This window comes from Spirulina subsalsa PCC 9445, assembly GCF_000314005.1.
Taxonomy (GTDB): domain Bacteria; phylum Cyanobacteriota; class Cyanobacteriia; order Cyanobacteriales; family Spirulinaceae; genus Spirulina_A; species Spirulina_A subsalsa.
This window is the reverse complement of the sequence record NZ_JH980292.1, coordinates 4,716,757-4,731,226: the sequence shown is the minus strand read 5'-3', so window position 1 is coordinate 4,731,226 and position 14,470 is coordinate 4,716,757. Positions and strand designations below refer to the sequence as shown.

At 48.8% G+C, this 14,470-nt stretch carries 11 protein-coding genes; 6 read left to right on the top strand and 5 right to left on the bottom strand.

Going from position 1 to position 14,470, the window contains the following annotated elements; all coding sequences use genetic code 11:
- The first annotated feature begins 39 nt into the window (after positions 1-39).
- The 3 genes from SPI9445_RS0121550 (at position 40) to SPI9445_RS0121540 (ending at position 4,235) form a co-directional block, all read left to right on the top strand.
- Positions 40-783, top strand: a complete 744-nt coding sequence (locus tag SPI9445_RS0121550; RefSeq protein ID WP_164674573.1) for a DUF928 domain-containing protein — start codon at positions 40-42, stop codon at positions 781-783.
- 329 nt (positions 784-1,112) lie between these two features.
- Complete coding sequence (locus tag SPI9445_RS0121545) at positions 1,113-3,356, top strand: CHASE2 domain-containing protein (RefSeq protein WP_026080001.1); 2,244 nt, start codon at positions 1,113-1,115, stop codon at positions 3,354-3,356.
- Between the two features lie 39 nt (positions 3,357-3,395).
- On the top strand, positions 3,396-4,235 hold the full coding sequence (locus tag SPI9445_RS0121540) for an MBL fold metallo-hydrolase (protein WP_017306865.1): 840 nt from the start codon (positions 3,396-3,398) through the stop codon (positions 4,233-4,235).
- On the opposite strand, the gene SPI9445_RS0121535 is transcribed toward SPI9445_RS0121540, so the two are convergent.
- A complete protein-coding gene (locus SPI9445_RS0121535; RefSeq protein WP_017306864.1) occupies positions 4,232-4,936 on the bottom strand; it encodes a hypothetical protein in 705 nt (234 codons plus the stop codon). The two genes, SPI9445_RS0121540 and SPI9445_RS0121535, sit on opposite strands and share 4 nt — an antisense overlap.
- 254 nt (positions 4,937-5,190) lie before the next feature.
- Between SPI9445_RS0121535 and SPI9445_RS0121530 the strand changes: the two genes are divergently transcribed.
- From SPI9445_RS0121530 to SPI9445_RS0121515, 3 genes are all read left to right on the top strand, one after another.
- Complete coding sequence (locus SPI9445_RS0121530) at positions 5,191-5,718, top strand: outer membrane beta-barrel protein (RefSeq protein WP_017306863.1); 528 nt, start codon at positions 5,191-5,193, stop codon at positions 5,716-5,718.
- 410 nt (positions 5,719-6,128) lie between these two features.
- The gene (psb35, locus tag SPI9445_RS0121525) at positions 6,129-6,311 is read left to right on the top strand and encodes a photosystem II assembly protein Psb35 (RefSeq protein ID WP_017306862.1); all 183 of its coding nucleotides are present in this window, start codon (positions 6,129-6,131) and stop codon (positions 6,309-6,311) included.
- 137 nt (positions 6,312-6,448) lie between these two features.
- A complete protein-coding gene (locus SPI9445_RS0121515; RefSeq protein ID WP_017306860.1) occupies positions 6,449-6,787 on the top strand; it encodes a hypothetical protein in 339 nt (112 codons plus the stop codon).
- Between the two features lie 106 nt (positions 6,788-6,893).
- Here SPI9445_RS0121515 and SPI9445_RS0121510 read toward each other — a convergent pair whose 3' ends face one another.
- The 4 genes from SPI9445_RS0121510 to SPI9445_RS0121495 form a co-directional block, all read right to left on the bottom strand.
- On the bottom strand, positions 6,894-8,351 hold the full coding sequence (locus tag SPI9445_RS0121510; protein WP_017306859.1) for a family 10 glycosylhydrolase: 1,458 nt from the start codon (positions 8,349-8,351) through the stop codon (positions 6,894-6,896).
- 276 nt (positions 8,352-8,627) lie between these two features.
- The gene (gene psb27, locus SPI9445_RS0121505) at positions 8,628-9,035 is read right to left on the bottom strand and encodes a photosystem II protein Psb27 (protein WP_017306858.1); all 408 of its coding nucleotides are present in this window, start codon (positions 9,033-9,035) and stop codon (positions 8,628-8,630) included.
- 168 nt (positions 9,036-9,203) lie between these two features.
- Complete coding sequence (locus SPI9445_RS27905) at positions 9,204-10,910, bottom strand: methyl-accepting chemotaxis protein (RefSeq protein WP_017306857.1); 1,707 nt, start codon at positions 10,908-10,910, stop codon at positions 9,204-9,206.
- Between the two features lie 30 nt (positions 10,911-10,940).
- Positions 10,941-13,988, bottom strand: coding sequence for a CHAT domain-containing protein (locus tag SPI9445_RS0121495; protein ID WP_017306856.1), 3,048 nt, complete (start codon positions 13,986-13,988; stop codon positions 10,941-10,943).
- Between the last annotated feature and the right edge of the window lie 482 nt (positions 13,989-14,470).

The window sequence follows — 14,470 nt, the reverse complement described above, 5'->3', positions numbered from 1 at the left end:
AGACACAAGGTAAGACATAAGGTAGAGGTAATGAAAAAGATGGGTTTTCCGCAAGTTAAATCAGGATGGATGGGTCGCTGCTGTGCGCCCTTGTTGATGAGTTTAAGCCTCATTGCTCCGGCAATGGCGAGTCCGGGCTTGTTTCCTTTACAAGTGAGCGTCAACTTCCCTAATGCTCCGGCTGGCAGTGGCAGTCCTAGTCGGACGGCTGGGGGGGCTACTCGCACCGGACAGCCTTGTGTTCCCAAAGGGCCTAATGATAAACCCCTGACGGTGATTGTTCCGAGTAATAATGTTGGTAAAACTGTGGCGGCTGAACCAACGTTATTTTTATATGTTCCCCCGACAACGGCTGTCGGTGGGGAAGTGGTGATTTTAGATGAGGCGGGAGAAGAGGTCTACTTTAATGATGAGTTTACCTTACCTGAGTCCTTGAAGACGGAAGGGGGTATTGTTCGCTTCCAAGTGACGGGGGCGGACTTACAAGCTGGGCAGAAGTATGAATGGATTTTCTCGCTTATGTGTAATGTTGATGACCGCAGTAATGATGAGGTGGTGACGGGGGTTTTTGAACGAGTGGAGAGCAATCTAGCAACTCCGAGTCCTGATGAGTTGGGGGCGGCGGAACTGGCCAGTGCAGCGACTCGTTTTGCTCAAGCCGGGATCTGGAATGAAACCCTGATTTATGCGGCTCAATTGCGGGAATTTAATGCCCAAGAGTGGGCGAATTTATTAAGTGCGGTGGAGTTAGAGGATTTGGCTAATATTCCGTTTGCAAATTAGGGTTCCAGCTTGTTCTTGTGAACTACCCCACCCTGCCTAGGCGCGAGGGTGGAGCTTCCTGATTCAATGGGAAGTGCTTTCTATACCGAAATATAGCGAGTCTTATCTTCCCTCCCCAGGCAGAAGTCCTAGTTCCTAAGACCCAAATTTTCTCTTGCAACACAGCCCTTTTTAGCTTGGTTTTCGCTTTGGGAGTTAGTGGTCAAGTCCATCCGGTCCCTGCAAGCGAGGAAGGGGAATTCCGCAACATTTTTGTTAAAAATCGAGACAACCTAGCGGATAAGATTTGTTTAGGTGTCGTTTTTGCTTTTCCCCCGAAATTTCCCATGATGACAAAAAATTGGAAGAAACTGGCTTGGCAATGGCGCGGTGTTTGGATAGCAACTCCTACGGTGACGGTGTTGGTGATTTTATTGCGGACTGTGGGAGTATTGCAGGCCTGGGAGTGGGGGGTGTATGACCAGTTTCTGCGCTGGCGACCGGGGGAACCGCCGGATGAGCGGATTGTGGTGGTGGGGTTGGATGAGGGGGATATTCAGGCAATCGGTCAGGGAATTGTACCGGATGCGGTCTATGCGGAGTTGATTGGCAAGTTACGAGAGCAGAATCCTCGGGCGATTGGTTGGGATATTTACCGGGATCAGCCTGTGAATCCGGGCTATGAGGAGTTGGTGGAGGTGTTGGAGACGACTCCGAATTTAATTGGGATTCAGAAGGTGGTGGGCGATCGCGATCGCGAAACGGTTCCTCCCCCTCCTGCTTTGGCCGCTACGGGTCGGGTGGGGTTTAATGATTTGGTTTTAGACCCAGATGGCCGAGTCCGACGGGCGCTGATTTCCCTAGAGGATGAGGAGGGGAACACGATGCCCTCCTTTGCCACCTATTTGGCCGCTTTATATTTCGCCGCAGAAGGCATTGCACCGGAAGCGGAGGAGGCCACGGGGGACTGGAAGTTTAAGGACAGGGTATTTCGACGCATTGGGGGCAATATTGGGGGCTATGTGGGGGCGGATGTGGGGGGATATCAGATTGTGCTGAACTATCGCGCCCATCCCCAGCCCTTTGAGGTGGTGCCTTTCCGGGATGTGTTACAGGATCGACTGCCGGAGGATTGGGGACGCGATCGCATTATTCTCATTGGCAGCGTTAGCGAAAGTTCTAAAGACTTCTTTTTCACGCCCTACAGTAGTGATCTCCTCTCTCCCCCCGTTCCCATCCCCGGTGTGAAACTCCATGGTCATATTATTAGCCAAATCCTCAGCACAGTTCTGGAGGGCCGCACTTTTATCACCAGTTGGGCGGAACCGTGGGATTGGGCGTGGATTGCTTTGTGGGCTTTATTCGGGTCTACCAGCACCTGGTTAATGCGTCATACTGGGGGAACTCAAACTTTTACCCTACAACGGATAGCGGTTCTCCTCGGCTTAGGTTTAGTCTTGGTAGGAAGTTCCTACGTTGCTCTCCTCTATGGCTGGTGGATTCCTGTTGTTCCTCCTTTCCTCGCCTTTTTGGGCAGTACCGCCGCCATTACGACCTATATTGCCCGCAGTGCCGGAGATATCCGCAAAACCTTCGGGCGTTATCTGACGGCGGAAGTGGTGGCCACCCTCTTGGAAAACCCCGAAGGGCTGAAAATGGGGGGAGAACGGCGGAAAATTACCATCCTCACCTCGGATTTACGGGGTTTTACGGCTCTATCGGAACGCCTTCCCCCGGAAGAAGTGGTCAAAATCCTCAATTTCTATCTGGGATACATGGCCGACACCATCACGGCTTATCAAGGCACTATTGATGAATTTATGGGGGATGGGATTCTGGTGTTATTTGGTGCGCCGACGGTACGGGAGGATGATCCCCGTCGAGCCATTGCTTGTGCGATCGCCATGCAGCAAGCCATGACTCCCGTTAACGAGAAAATGGAAGAATGGGGCTTACCCCTGCTGGAAATGGGGATTGGCATCAATACCGGAGAAGTCGTCGTCGGGAATATTGGCTCAGAAAAACGCACAAAATACGGCGTTGTCGGCTCTCAGGTTAACCTCACCTATCGCATTGAAGGCTACACCATCGGCGGACAAGTTCTTGTCTCAGAAACCACCCTCCAAGCCGCCGGAGACGAGATCAAAATCAACGGACAAAAAGAAGTCTCCCCCAAAGGAGTCAAAAAACCCATCACCATCTACGACATTGGCGGCATCGGAGGAGAATACAACCTCTTTTTAGAGCAAGACGAAGAAGAATTGTTTGTTCTCCCTGAGCCACTGCCTCTACAATATGCCATTGTTTCCGGTAAAGATGTAGGACAAGCCGACTTTAAGGGTCACTTAAGCCAACTGTCTAAAAATCGTGGAGAAATTACCTATAATATGGATGCCCACACCGCCCCCCTCCCCCTAACCAACATCAAGTTAAACTTTTTGGCTTCTCCCCGCTTTCCTGTGCTGAGTGAAGATGTCTATGCCAAAGTGTTAGAAAAAGATTCAGAACCGGGTAAATTTTACATCCAATTTACATCGAAACCCCCTAACGTTAGCCAAATTTTGCAAGACCTTTATCATCAGATGCAACCCTAACCCTGTCCCTTCCCTAGATTTTTCTCACCAATCATTCCCATGATCGAACTGCTTTTTTTAGGCTCTGGCTCGGCATTTACCGTCGGCGAAGACAATTATCATTCTAACCTTTTATTAATTGATTCCGAAAAAAATAAACTCTTAATTGATTGCGGTTCAGATATTCGCTTTTCCCTCCATGATGCGGGATTTTCCCATTTAGATATTACAGATATATATATTAGTCATCTCCACGCCGATCATGTAGGGGGATTGGAGTATGTAGGCTTTACGACTTTATTTAATTCCCAATGTTCCCGACCGAATTTATACACCAGTCAGGATGTAGGTCAGGATCTGTGGTCGAAAACACTGGCGGGAGGAATGGAGGCAATTTCTGGCAAAAGTGCCACCTTTGACACTTATTTTAATCCACATTTTATTGAGAATACTGGATGCTTTAACTGGCAAGGTTTCACCTTTCAGTTAGTCCAAGTGGTTCATATTTTAACCGATGAGTATTTAATGCCCAGTTATGGCTTATTTGTCGAACTGGCCGGGGTGAAAGTTTTTTTAACCACAGATACTCAATTACACCTAGATACAAACGGGAACTATTACGAAGCCGCAGATATTATTTTCCATGATTGCGAAACCTCTCAGTTTCCCAGTCCGGTTCATGTCCATTATCAAGAACTGCGACAACTCCCCCTATATCTTAAACAAAAAATGTGGCTATATGGCTATCAACCCGGCAAGCTGCCCGATGCCCAACAGGATGGTTTTCTGGGGTTTGTGAAGAAAGGCCAGCGTTTTGGCTTTGAACAGGGGACAATGTGCTTATTAGATTCTTCGGGGGAGAGAGAGAAAACCCGACCTTCGTCACTCAGGATAACCTAGGGGGTTGAGACACCAAAAATAATTTTTACCACTTGACCTCCTTCTAAGTCAAAAACCAACATGGGGCCAGCCTCTGTTAGGGGACTTAGGTCACTGTAGACAATCTGGTTTTCCTTTTGTTCGGTCATCTGGTTTTCGTTGATTTCACCTCTAGCGAGAATCCAGCCTAAATTTTTGGCAGCTTCTAGGGTCATGGGTTGGTGAGGTCGGAAGGTGGCCGTTACTCCCTCTGTTCCATAGCCCGCCATCAACAACAGCCCATCGGCAAATTCATAATCTCGGCTATAGTTGCAAATATTAGACCCGACGACTTCTTTGACCGGATAGACTGTGCAGGCCTCACCCCACCAGGGAATTTGTTGATAAAGCTCTCTGGAAAAGGGTTGATTCTGATAGCGGGTTGATATAGAGATCATGGGGCCCCCGTCTACCAATTGGGGGTTATCATCAGGCAGATTGGCGACTTCTGCCACAGAGGGGTTTCCGGATGGACGAGAGGATGTTTCCCCTTGGGGAGTTATCCCCGGCGTTCCATTATTGCGGGTGGTTTCCTCTGCGGGTGAGACAGAAACGGGGCTATTCCCCCCTAAATCCAGGTTAATGGTGCAGCCCATCCCCCCCAACAGGAGGAGAGTGATTAATCCCCACGATGCCATTCTGGGCGGATGGACTGTCATAGAAACCCAAGAAAAGGAAATCATTCGAGTTTTCTCCTTGCTGAATTGTTACAATATCCCGAAAGTATACAATCCTTCCTGACCCTAGGGGAAGATGTGGTTGCTAGATTACTCAAAACCATCATTTCCTTGTTCATACATTCCTAAATTCAAAGCCTGTTTCCCCAACCTGTACAGTCTTTTTTGCGGCAAAAAACTTAATCTCGGAACTTTTTCCTTCCGTCCAACGACTATTAAGCCATCAGTGTTCTGCTCACTCTACAAATTGAGGTGTGAAGATGAAAGGATTATTGAAAAATGCTGCAATGGTGATGTCTACTGCCTCCATTCTTGCTGTTTCTGCAACGATGGCCGCCGCACAAGATGCTCCACAAAAAGGAACAGATGCCAGCTATGTTGGGGGTGGGATTTCTGCGGGTGTTACCCATGATGGACAGCCCGGAAATTCAGCCACATTCGGGGGTAACATCCAAGGACGATTAGCGATTCCTAATGTTCCCATTTCCGCTCGGGGTGCTGTTTTATTCAGCAGTGAAACCAGTGCCATTATGCCTATTGTTTCTTACGATATTCCCGTTGCTAACAATGTCAACGTTTATGTGGGTGGCGGTTATTCTTTCGTAGAACGGGATGGCAAATCTACTCCCTTGGGCAACAGAAACGCCCCCGTTGTCACCGTTGGGGGTGAAGCACACTTAGGGTCTAATATTGTGGTCTATGGTGATGGGAAATGGGGAATTAATGCCTATCAAAACAGCCAAGGAGATGCACTTAGTTTTCAAGCAGGGATGGGTTATCGTTTCTAAGGTTGTTTGAGAGTTAGAGCGTTTCTTTTAGGATAAGTTTTGCTCCGCTTAGGGTAATCTACCGGGCAAGAGAATTTCTAACAATCCTCGATAGGTTGTGGTAGAGGGAATTCAGGAATTCCCCCCACGATCATAAGATTGTTAGCTCTCTTGCCTTTTTCGTCTGGAGATTCGCTGTCAGTTAGTCTGGAAAAACAACTTTAACGTCAACTGCCCCACCCACAAGGGGATGGGGTTTTTCCGGCAATTTTTATAAAAATATCTTATGGCAGCAAAACCCTTGCTATAAAAGGATTACAATTGCTTCATTAAAATAAAAAATGTCTATAAATCTTGAATAAAACTTGAAATAATTTTGATTTTCCCCCATACTAGAAAGTGAAGTAAGGCAAAGGAGGATAATCCAATATATGCCTTTAGTAATGGAAACGTCAGTAGGGACAGCGACATTTCCCTATGGTTTAATTGCCATTACCTTAATTGGTTTTTTAGCCGCTATTACCTTTGGATCTCTAGCTTGGTATAATTCTAAGCGTCCCATTGGTTGGAAAGATAAAGAACGACCTGATTTTCTCCCCAAGGTAGATCGTTAGGCTTAGGTTCTTGCTCAGTGCAAGAGCATGGCACAGCATGATGAGCAAGCGAGATCCCAACCGGATGCAAACCGGGGAGACTGTGCAACCTAACCTGAAAAATTGGCAAGAATTGGAACAAAATTAAGGAGTTCTTTATGGTAAACCAAGAACAAAAAAAGATTCACAAGCCCGAAAATCTCCAGAATCAAGGCGCAAACTACGACCCTAATTTAGTATCGGCAGAAACGGCGGCACGGATGGAACGAGAAGGGGAAAATTTCAAAAATACCCCTACCCCGGAAGGTGGAATTGATACTACGGGCGGTTATACGGTAGACCGGGAAGGATTAGCGAATAATTTCCCGGTGGAACCAGAAATGTATGTTGATGAACCGGGGGATCTACGCGCTCAAGAAATTGAGCGAATCCAAGAGCGTGCGGCGGAATTGCAGGAAGTGAACGAGTCCGGTGGGAAAGGTCCCGGTATTATTTAGGGCTTGCTGAATAACTGGGTTGGGGAATAGGGAATGGGAAATAGGGAATAAGTCTTAATTCCTCGTCTTTCCCTCTCCCCTGCTCCCCTGCCCCCCGTTCCCTCTTTCACAACCGACAAGCTTGGCGTTCGCGATCGCGTTGGGGTTCTTGCCAAGAGTAGGCAAAATGGCTCACGGCGTTGATTTGCGGGAAGTAACGGCGAATGTCTTGCATTTGTGCGTCGAGAGAGGGTCGGTTGCCATCAGGACGACCCCAAAAACCTGCTAAGGCGGGGACAACCCGGGTTTGACTGGGCGCACGACTGACGACGCGCTGGACTTCTTCTAAGATGCAACGGGTATGGCCACAAACGGAATAAACCATGGGATGCCATTCCATTTGAGTGGAAAACCGATCCCAGGGTTGGAGACGGGAATCATAACCCTGTTGACCGACGGGTTGATTGGCTAAGGGGAAAAAGACCGCCCCGGCTGGAAGACCTTGACGCATGACGGGAGTAGCGGCAAAGTTAAGAAAATCAATCACCCCCTGGGCAGCATGGGCTACGGCTAAGTCCCAGAGGGCAGTTTGTAGGTTACTTTGGCTTAATCCTTGCCATTGGGGGCTGCTTTCGTTGGGGTAGAGACTGCGAACGGCTTGGATATCGGAACCATTAATAGAACCCCGATTGAGGAAGCGTTCAATGAGTTCTCGGCCTTGGTTATTGCCTGCCCGTTGTAGGAGGGCTTGACGGGAGGCGGGGCCGTAAATCCAGAGGTCTTGCACTTGTCCGGCTACGGAGTCTTGTCCAGAGCCACGGGGATAGCGGATATAGTCGAAGAGAACCCCATCGGGGCGACGTTTGAGGATGGCCTGCACCAGTTGATAGTAGTCGGTTTGGGCTTGACGACTGTAGGGGTCAATGAAGAGTTGAGAGCCGTCATGAACGACGGCGAGGCTATTTTGACCTCTGCCATTGCGGGCGATCGCACCTTGACGATCAGAACGCACGCCGTAACCATAGCCAAAGTTCATGGTAAAGAGCCAAGCATAAGCTTTTAAGCCCCGCTCTCGACTTTTTTGGATGGCGGTGGCGAGGAGGTCGATATTTTCTTGTCCGGGCGATCGCAATACAGGCAACCAAGGGGTGGGGTTATCATTGGCTGGGAGGAGGACTTGAGAGTTGTAAAACACCTCAATATAGACCTCGTTATAGCCTTTATCAACAATATGGTCTAAGACCTTATCTAAAGCCCCTGGAGCCGCATCACAGGGGTACAGACGCAGCCAAATGGCTTGGGTTTGTGGCCAGTTCCGAGTCCGACATTGGCGCAGCAAATCCCCGTGAGTTTTGATTAAATCTTGGTACTGGCGGGTGGCCTGTTGATCTCCCTGTACCATCCGTTCTCGCAGCGTGTCTTTTTCGGCGATCGCTTGGGGGCTAAATTGACAGTAGAGATTCGTTTGTGCCAAGGCGGGATTATGCCAAGGCAAGAGGCTGCTTAGGGTGGTTCCAATCAGGAGACTGGACACCAGTTTACGCCAAAACTGAGGGCGAAGGGAAAGGGAAAAACTAGAGTTCATCAAAGTTCAATAATCTGCACAATCAATAATCAGCACGTTCTGTTAGTGACGTGAACAGGGTTTTTAGGTTGCCAACCCTGCCAAAACCCCACTATAGCCCCAGTGGAACGATTTCGGACAGAGGGGGAGAGGAGGAATCAAGAATTATTCCCTGTTCCCTAACCCAATTATTCAGCAAGCCCTAAATGGGTATCACTGAGTCTGGACGGCCAAAAAACAGACAATCCCCGCACCAGAAGGCCGGGAATTGTCCAAGAATCTTGACGGTTTTCAGGATTAGAAACCCCGTTTGAGGGAAAACTGCACGTCTTTAAATTCCTTGTGGAGGCGTTTTTTGAGCTTATCGGTTAAGGGGCGACTACCATAGGAACTGTAATATCCTGCTAAACTGTTCAGGGCGGTTTGCATAGTGGTAAAGGAACGCAAACCGGAGACTTTACTGTTACGGCGATACAGGGCTGCATAATCATTCATTTCCTGCCGAGCGAGCGCCTGTTCTGCGGGCAGATTCGGGTCATCATTGGGCAGGTCAATTAAGCGGTCTAAGTGTTCAACAACGGTAATGGTATCTTGAGCATAATTTCCGGTTAAACCAGAGGTAGTGGTGGAAGAACAGCCCACTAAACCAATGACGGCGATGCAGAGCAACGCCAGTAAACGGGATAAAAGGGGTTTCTTAAACATTAGATTGAACTCTATGTACAAAAAATGGCTTGCACTTTATCCTACCTTGTTCGTTGCACATCACCCTATTTATCACTTATCAATTATCAATTTCCCCTCTCCCGACTCCCCATTTCTGGTCGAACAAAGCCCTAAGTTGACACTCCCCGCGCTAAAGCGACGGGGCTTTCAGACTCCCGCACTATTTTCGTGTAAATTTTTCATGGTTTCTACCACGGCTTGAATGGTTTGGGCTTGGACTTGAGTAGAGTCGGAAATTTGCTGAGAACGTTGATTGACTTCCCGAATAGAATGTTGAATGTGGTTTAAAACCTCTCGCGTTATTTTCGTTTGTTCGGTACTGGTTATAACTTGTTGATTGCCTTGACCTGTGGTTTTTAAGATTAACCCGCTACAAGTTTGAATTTCACTCAATTGTAGATTGATGCGTTCCACAGATTGACGACTGCGGTCAGCTAATTTGCGGATTTCTTGGGCAATGACGGCAAATCCGGCCCCATATTTGCCTGCACGGACGGCTTCAATGGAGGCATTGAGGGCTAATATATTGGTTTGTAGGGCTAACTCATTGACTAACTCGGCGACAATGGCGATTTGTTGGCTGTTATTATCCAATATGCTGGTTTGTTGGGCGATCGCATTTACCGTAACTTGTAAGGCTTCCATCTCCCCCTGAGTCCCCCCAATCGCCGCTAAACCCTCTTGAATCGCCCCTAATGCCCCCTGAGCAATCCCCAAGGCATGACGGGAAAAATCGGTCACCTGTTGCGCCGATTCCTTCAACTCGTCCATCTGACGTAACACCCCTTGAATCAGTTGGTTTTTCTCCTGTTCCTGAATTAAGGCCTTCTCCTTCACCGACAGCAGCGCCTTCTGATTGGCCATCTGTTGTTCTAGGGTTTCATTTTGTACAATGGTTTGACGGGTCAAAGGACGCAACAAGAACACCACCCCAACCGCACCCACTCCCGTTAACCCCACAATGATCACCCCAATACGCCCTAATTGGCGATTTAAGGGCTGATAGAGTTCCCGTCGTTCCATTTGTACAGCAATCCCCCAAGGGCTATTTTCTAAGGGACTAAAGGCGATGAGGTGGGTATTTCTCCTCGGACGTATCAGGCCCCGGTTGCCCTCCATTCCTTGGCTTAAACCCTCTTCTAAGGCCGGAGAGAGGGTTCTAGTGCCATCTCGCAAGGGAAACAAAACGTTTAGGGTATTTCCTCGCATTACCCCTAACACCATCTCCCCAGTGTTCCCCAATCCGGTATAGTCGGCGCTCAGGTTTTCTAAACGGTCGAGACGGTACAATAAAATATCTGTACCGATGCGTTGCTGTTGGGGATTGACAATGGGGGCGCTGACGACTAAATAGGGGATATCCCCCACCTCGACAATATGCTGGGATTGCACAGAGGAGGTGCGGGTATCAATCAAGGCCAACACTGAAGCAGGCAGCGCTAGGCCAACGGTAATCCGAGGTTGATGGGTGCGATCTAAGCGGGTAATACTGGCGATGTCGTCGGACTGTTGCAGGGCATCGTTTAAAATGCCTTGAATGAGTTGGACAAATTCCCCTAACTCAAGTTCACCCTGATTAAAGTCATTTAATAGTTCTCTCGCCCGGGTGCGACTGGCAATTTGCCCGGCGACATCTTGGGCTTTGGTCAGATATTCTTCCACCACTAATTTACGGGTTTCTACCGCAAAGATGAGGTTTTGTTCTTCCGCTTGCCGCAAACGTTGAGCCAGGGGCAAAATACTAGCGAGAGCTACTAAGGCACTAATGGTTAAAATGCCCAAGGAGGAGTACAGCAGCAAAACGCGCTGTAATTGTTTGGTGGTCAAGTGACCGGAAAAAGCGAAGGAAAGCATAATCCCAAGGAGAAACTGGCAAGAGGCTATTTATTCCATTGTGCCAATTAACACGAATCCTGCCCAGTAGTAGGGATCGGCATAGGGTGAGTAATTACTTCCTTGACGATTGGCTTTATCTTTAACTAAATCGCTGGCTACCTTGAGGTTATGGAGACAGTGGGGGGGGATTTCTTGCAGTTCGTTCAGCTGTTTTTCGTATAACTGAATTAATTCTTCATAACTAACGGTTCTTAACCAATTTTGGGCTTTATGGAGGGCTTGGGCGGGGGGAATTTGTTCCGCCAATCGTTGATAAAAATACATCATAAATAAGGTGGTGGAAATTTCCGAGACGCGCCATAAACTGAGCAATACATATCTTGTTCCTTTTGTCAAGAGTGTTGCTCCAAAACCTACAAAGTCGTCGGAAATTGGGCTGGCGGTTTTTAGTTGCGCTTCACAGGCGGATAAACAGATGAAGTTCGGGCTAGGATTTTCGAGGGTGAGCCAGTCGGTGAGGGGTAATTCCTCTTTGTTAGCTAAGATGAGGGCGGAGCGTTCTTGGGGAACGGATTGATAGGATTGCCCGGTAAAGTGGAAAAAGTAGGTGGGGGTGGAGAGGGCTTGTAGGAGGTTCTCTGGGGTGGCTTCGGGGCTGGGGAGGGTGTGGCTGGGGAAAAGTTGGGCGATCGCCGCTAATTCCAAATCGGCGTAAGGCATAAAACCTGTGGGGTTTTCCACGCTCAACAACGGCCACTGATTGGGGTTTTCTGCGCCCGTCTGGGGGCGATTTTTGAGGTCAATGGCTAATTTGGCACTGGGGAGATAGGTAATGGTGTAATCCTGTTCACTGAACGGGGTATAAAACAGGATATGTAGGGGCAACAGGTGCAAGTCTTGGTGAGGGACTAAAATTAACTGGCTGACCTGTGGGGGGATTTGGGCTAACAGTTGGGGCAGTTGGAGAATATCGGCTAATTCTTCGAGGGAACTGGTGATTTCCTTGCGCCACTGTTGATTAACGGCCGGATTTGCGTTTTTTTGCCGTTTGCTTTCATAACTTTGTTGCCATTGGCTTAACCACTGACGAAAACGGCTGAGTTGTCGGGGGTGACTGGTGAGGACGGCGAGAGGTTGTTGATACTTTAAAACAAAGGTTGTAATAGCGGCCGGGCTAAGATGCCAGTAAATCATACTGGTTTTCTCGTCCAGGGCCTGCTGCATTTGGGGATATTTGGGGCTGATGAGGCTAGTTTCTGCTTCGTTGGGGTGAGTATACCAACGAATACAGAGATTTTTCCGTTCTTCGGCTAGTTCCAGCGCTTGGGTGTGTTGTTTAGGATCATTGGCGACGGCGAGATGATCGACTTTTAATTGATGGAGGCCGATAAATTGGCGAGAAATCTGGATTTTGTGGGGCGGGTGTTGGGTGCTGAGTAACAATTGATTCAGCATAATCAGGGCAATATTGATGTAGTTTTTGGCGTTTAAATAATTGCCCAGTTGATTATGGGTAATCACTAAGTCCTGCATGACTGCCAAGTAAGCGGTTTCGAGGTGGGGCTGATCTTGGAAGGCATCGAGGGCTTTTTGATATTGTTCAATGGCCTTTTCTAAATAGGGGGTAAAGTCTTCGGGACGATTCTCATGGCGAGAGGCTACCCGGTCGGCCTCCTGGTGGTGTGCCATGCCTTTATAGTGTAGGAGTGTCCCTCTGGCTTCTCGGGAGTCGGCCGCGTCCGGGGCCAAATGACTCAGGCCTTCATCCCAGTTGCGCAGGGCGGCTTCGTAGCCTAGGGGGGAGGGGGCATGATACATCGTCCAGCCCCGATTCCCCCAAGCTTGCCACAGTTCTGGCTCTCGTTCAATGGCTTGGTCAAAATCGGCGATCGCATCGGTATAACGGCCAATTTTGCGCAGGGTGAGGGCGCGTCCATTGTAGGCAATGGCATAATCGGGTTTTAAGGCCAGTGCTTCTTTATAATCGGCGATCGCTTCACTATATTGGCTTAACTCATAATGGGTATTCGCCCGATTGTAATAGGCTTGATAAAAATTGGGTTGAATTAAAATCGCCTGGTTAAAATCCTCTAAAGCCTCCTGATAACGTCCTAATGCCCGTAACACATTGCCCCGATTGTGGTAGGCATCCTGAGAGTTGGGATCTAAAGCTAAGGCCTCCCGAAAGTCCGCCAGCGCTTCGGTATAGTCCCCTAGATTGGCGTGGGCAATGCCCCGACCATTGTAGGCAAAGGGAAAACTCGGCTGTAGGGTAATGGCTTGATTAAAGTCTGCGATCGCCTCCTGATAACGTTGTAACCGCTCCAAGGCAATCCCCCGCCCATTGTAGGCTAAATGGGAATCCGGTTGAATTTCAATCGCCTGGGTAAAATCCGCGATCGCCTCCTCAACTTCCCCCAACTCTAAATACACATGACCGCGATTGTAGTAGGCAAAATAAAAATCCCCCTGTTCCTCCAACGAGCGGTTAAAATGCGCCAAAGCGTCCCGATAGCGCCCCAAATAAAACAACGCCGCCCCACAGCCATTATGAGCATCCGCAAAATCTGGCTGTAACTCCAGCGCCGCCTCCCACAGTGCCACCGCCCCGCTTAACTCCCCGGACACATAGCGCGAGGCCGCCTGATTAAACAACTCAACCGGATTATCCGAAGTAATCGTAGGCAAAATGTTCTTTTGTAGGGAATGACTCAACGCCACCCGATCCAACAACTCCAGCATCCGCGTCCCAATTTGTTTCGCCAGATCCCCCAAATCCCCGCAATCCGTTTCTCCCAGTCGGACAAAATGTTGCGCCAACTCCCGACTTAACTGATTCGCCGGTTGCCGTAAAGCACTACGGCCATAGCGTTGTAACCAGGCCACAAACCAGGGATCATAACGGCGTTCCCCCAACTTCTCCACAACCTGTTCCTGTTGCCATCCCTTGGCAATCCCTTCAATCAGTTGGAAAAACAGCGACTTGTAGCCCTCATTGGTTAGGGGCGGAATCTCCGTCGGGTCAGGAATCCGGGTTTCTGAGCCGAACAGATCATTAAAGAAGTCTTGCAGCCACCGCAAAGTTGTTTCAAACATCGAGTCGGTGTTAAACGAGTTATGAAAATCCCTTTGTTAGCATAACTCAAATTTAGGACGAGATTCTGCGCCAATTCTCCCAAAATTTCCCTCTGGCTGGGATTAGGGGGTGGGGGAATGAATATCTAGAGTCACCTTTCTCGCTGAGTCAACGCCCTTCTTGTCTTGGTGTGGCGATCGCTTGGGCTAGACTGGACAAAAGGGGCAATCCTATTGACCTCACTTTTTTGGCAACCTCCCCTAGGTTGGGTGAAACGAAGTGTAACCCAACATTTTACGCTCAATTGTTGGCTGGTGTTATGGCTTTAATTAACCGGAGGTTGTAGCCAGAAACCGGGTTGATTTTATTGGCTGGTTTGGGGTCTACATTTTGGGCAAAAACCCGGTTTCTTGATTGAAGTGTTATCTCATGTTTTATCCTGAATGGTTGGGTTGCGCTTCCTGTGCCGAACCTACGGAGTGCTGACATTTTGGGCAAAAAA

Coding starts and splice junctions, on each gene's coding strand:
- SPI9445_RS0121515 (WP_017306860.1), top strand. CDS start 6,449: ATGGTAAACCAAGAACAAAAAAAGATTCACAAGCCCGAAAATCTCCAG.
- SPI9445_RS0121535 (WP_017306864.1), bottom strand. CDS start 4,936: ATGATTTCCTTTTCTTGGGTTTCTATGACAGTCCATCCGCCCAGAATG.
- SPI9445_RS0121510 (WP_017306859.1), bottom strand. CDS start 8,351: ATGAACTCTAGTTTTTCCCTTTCCCTTCGCCCTCAGTTTTGGCGTAAA.
- SPI9445_RS0121495 (WP_017306856.1), bottom strand. CDS start 13,988: ATGTTTGAAACAACTTTGCGGTGGCTGCAAGACTTCTTTAATGATCTG.
- SPI9445_RS0121540 (WP_017306865.1), top strand. CDS start 3,396: ATGATCGAACTGCTTTTTTTAGGCTCTGGCTCGGCATTTACCGTCGGC.
- SPI9445_RS0121545 (WP_026080001.1), top strand. CDS start 1,113: ATGACAAAAAATTGGAAGAAACTGGCTTGGCAATGGCGCGGTGTTTGG.
- SPI9445_RS27905 (WP_017306857.1), bottom strand. CDS start 10,910: ATGCTTTCCTTCGCTTTTTCCGGTCACTTGACCACCAAACAATTACAG.
- SPI9445_RS0121550 (WP_164674573.1), top strand. CDS start 40: ATGGGTTTTCCGCAAGTTAAATCAGGATGGATGGGTCGCTGCTGTGCG.
- psb27 (WP_017306858.1), bottom strand. CDS start 9,035: ATGTTTAAGAAACCCCTTTTATCCCGTTTACTGGCGTTGCTCTGCATC.
- SPI9445_RS0121530 (WP_017306863.1), top strand. CDS start 5,191: ATGAAAGGATTATTGAAAAATGCTGCAATGGTGATGTCTACTGCCTCC.
- psb35 (WP_017306862.1), top strand. CDS start 6,129: ATGCCTTTAGTAATGGAAACGTCAGTAGGGACAGCGACATTTCCCTAT.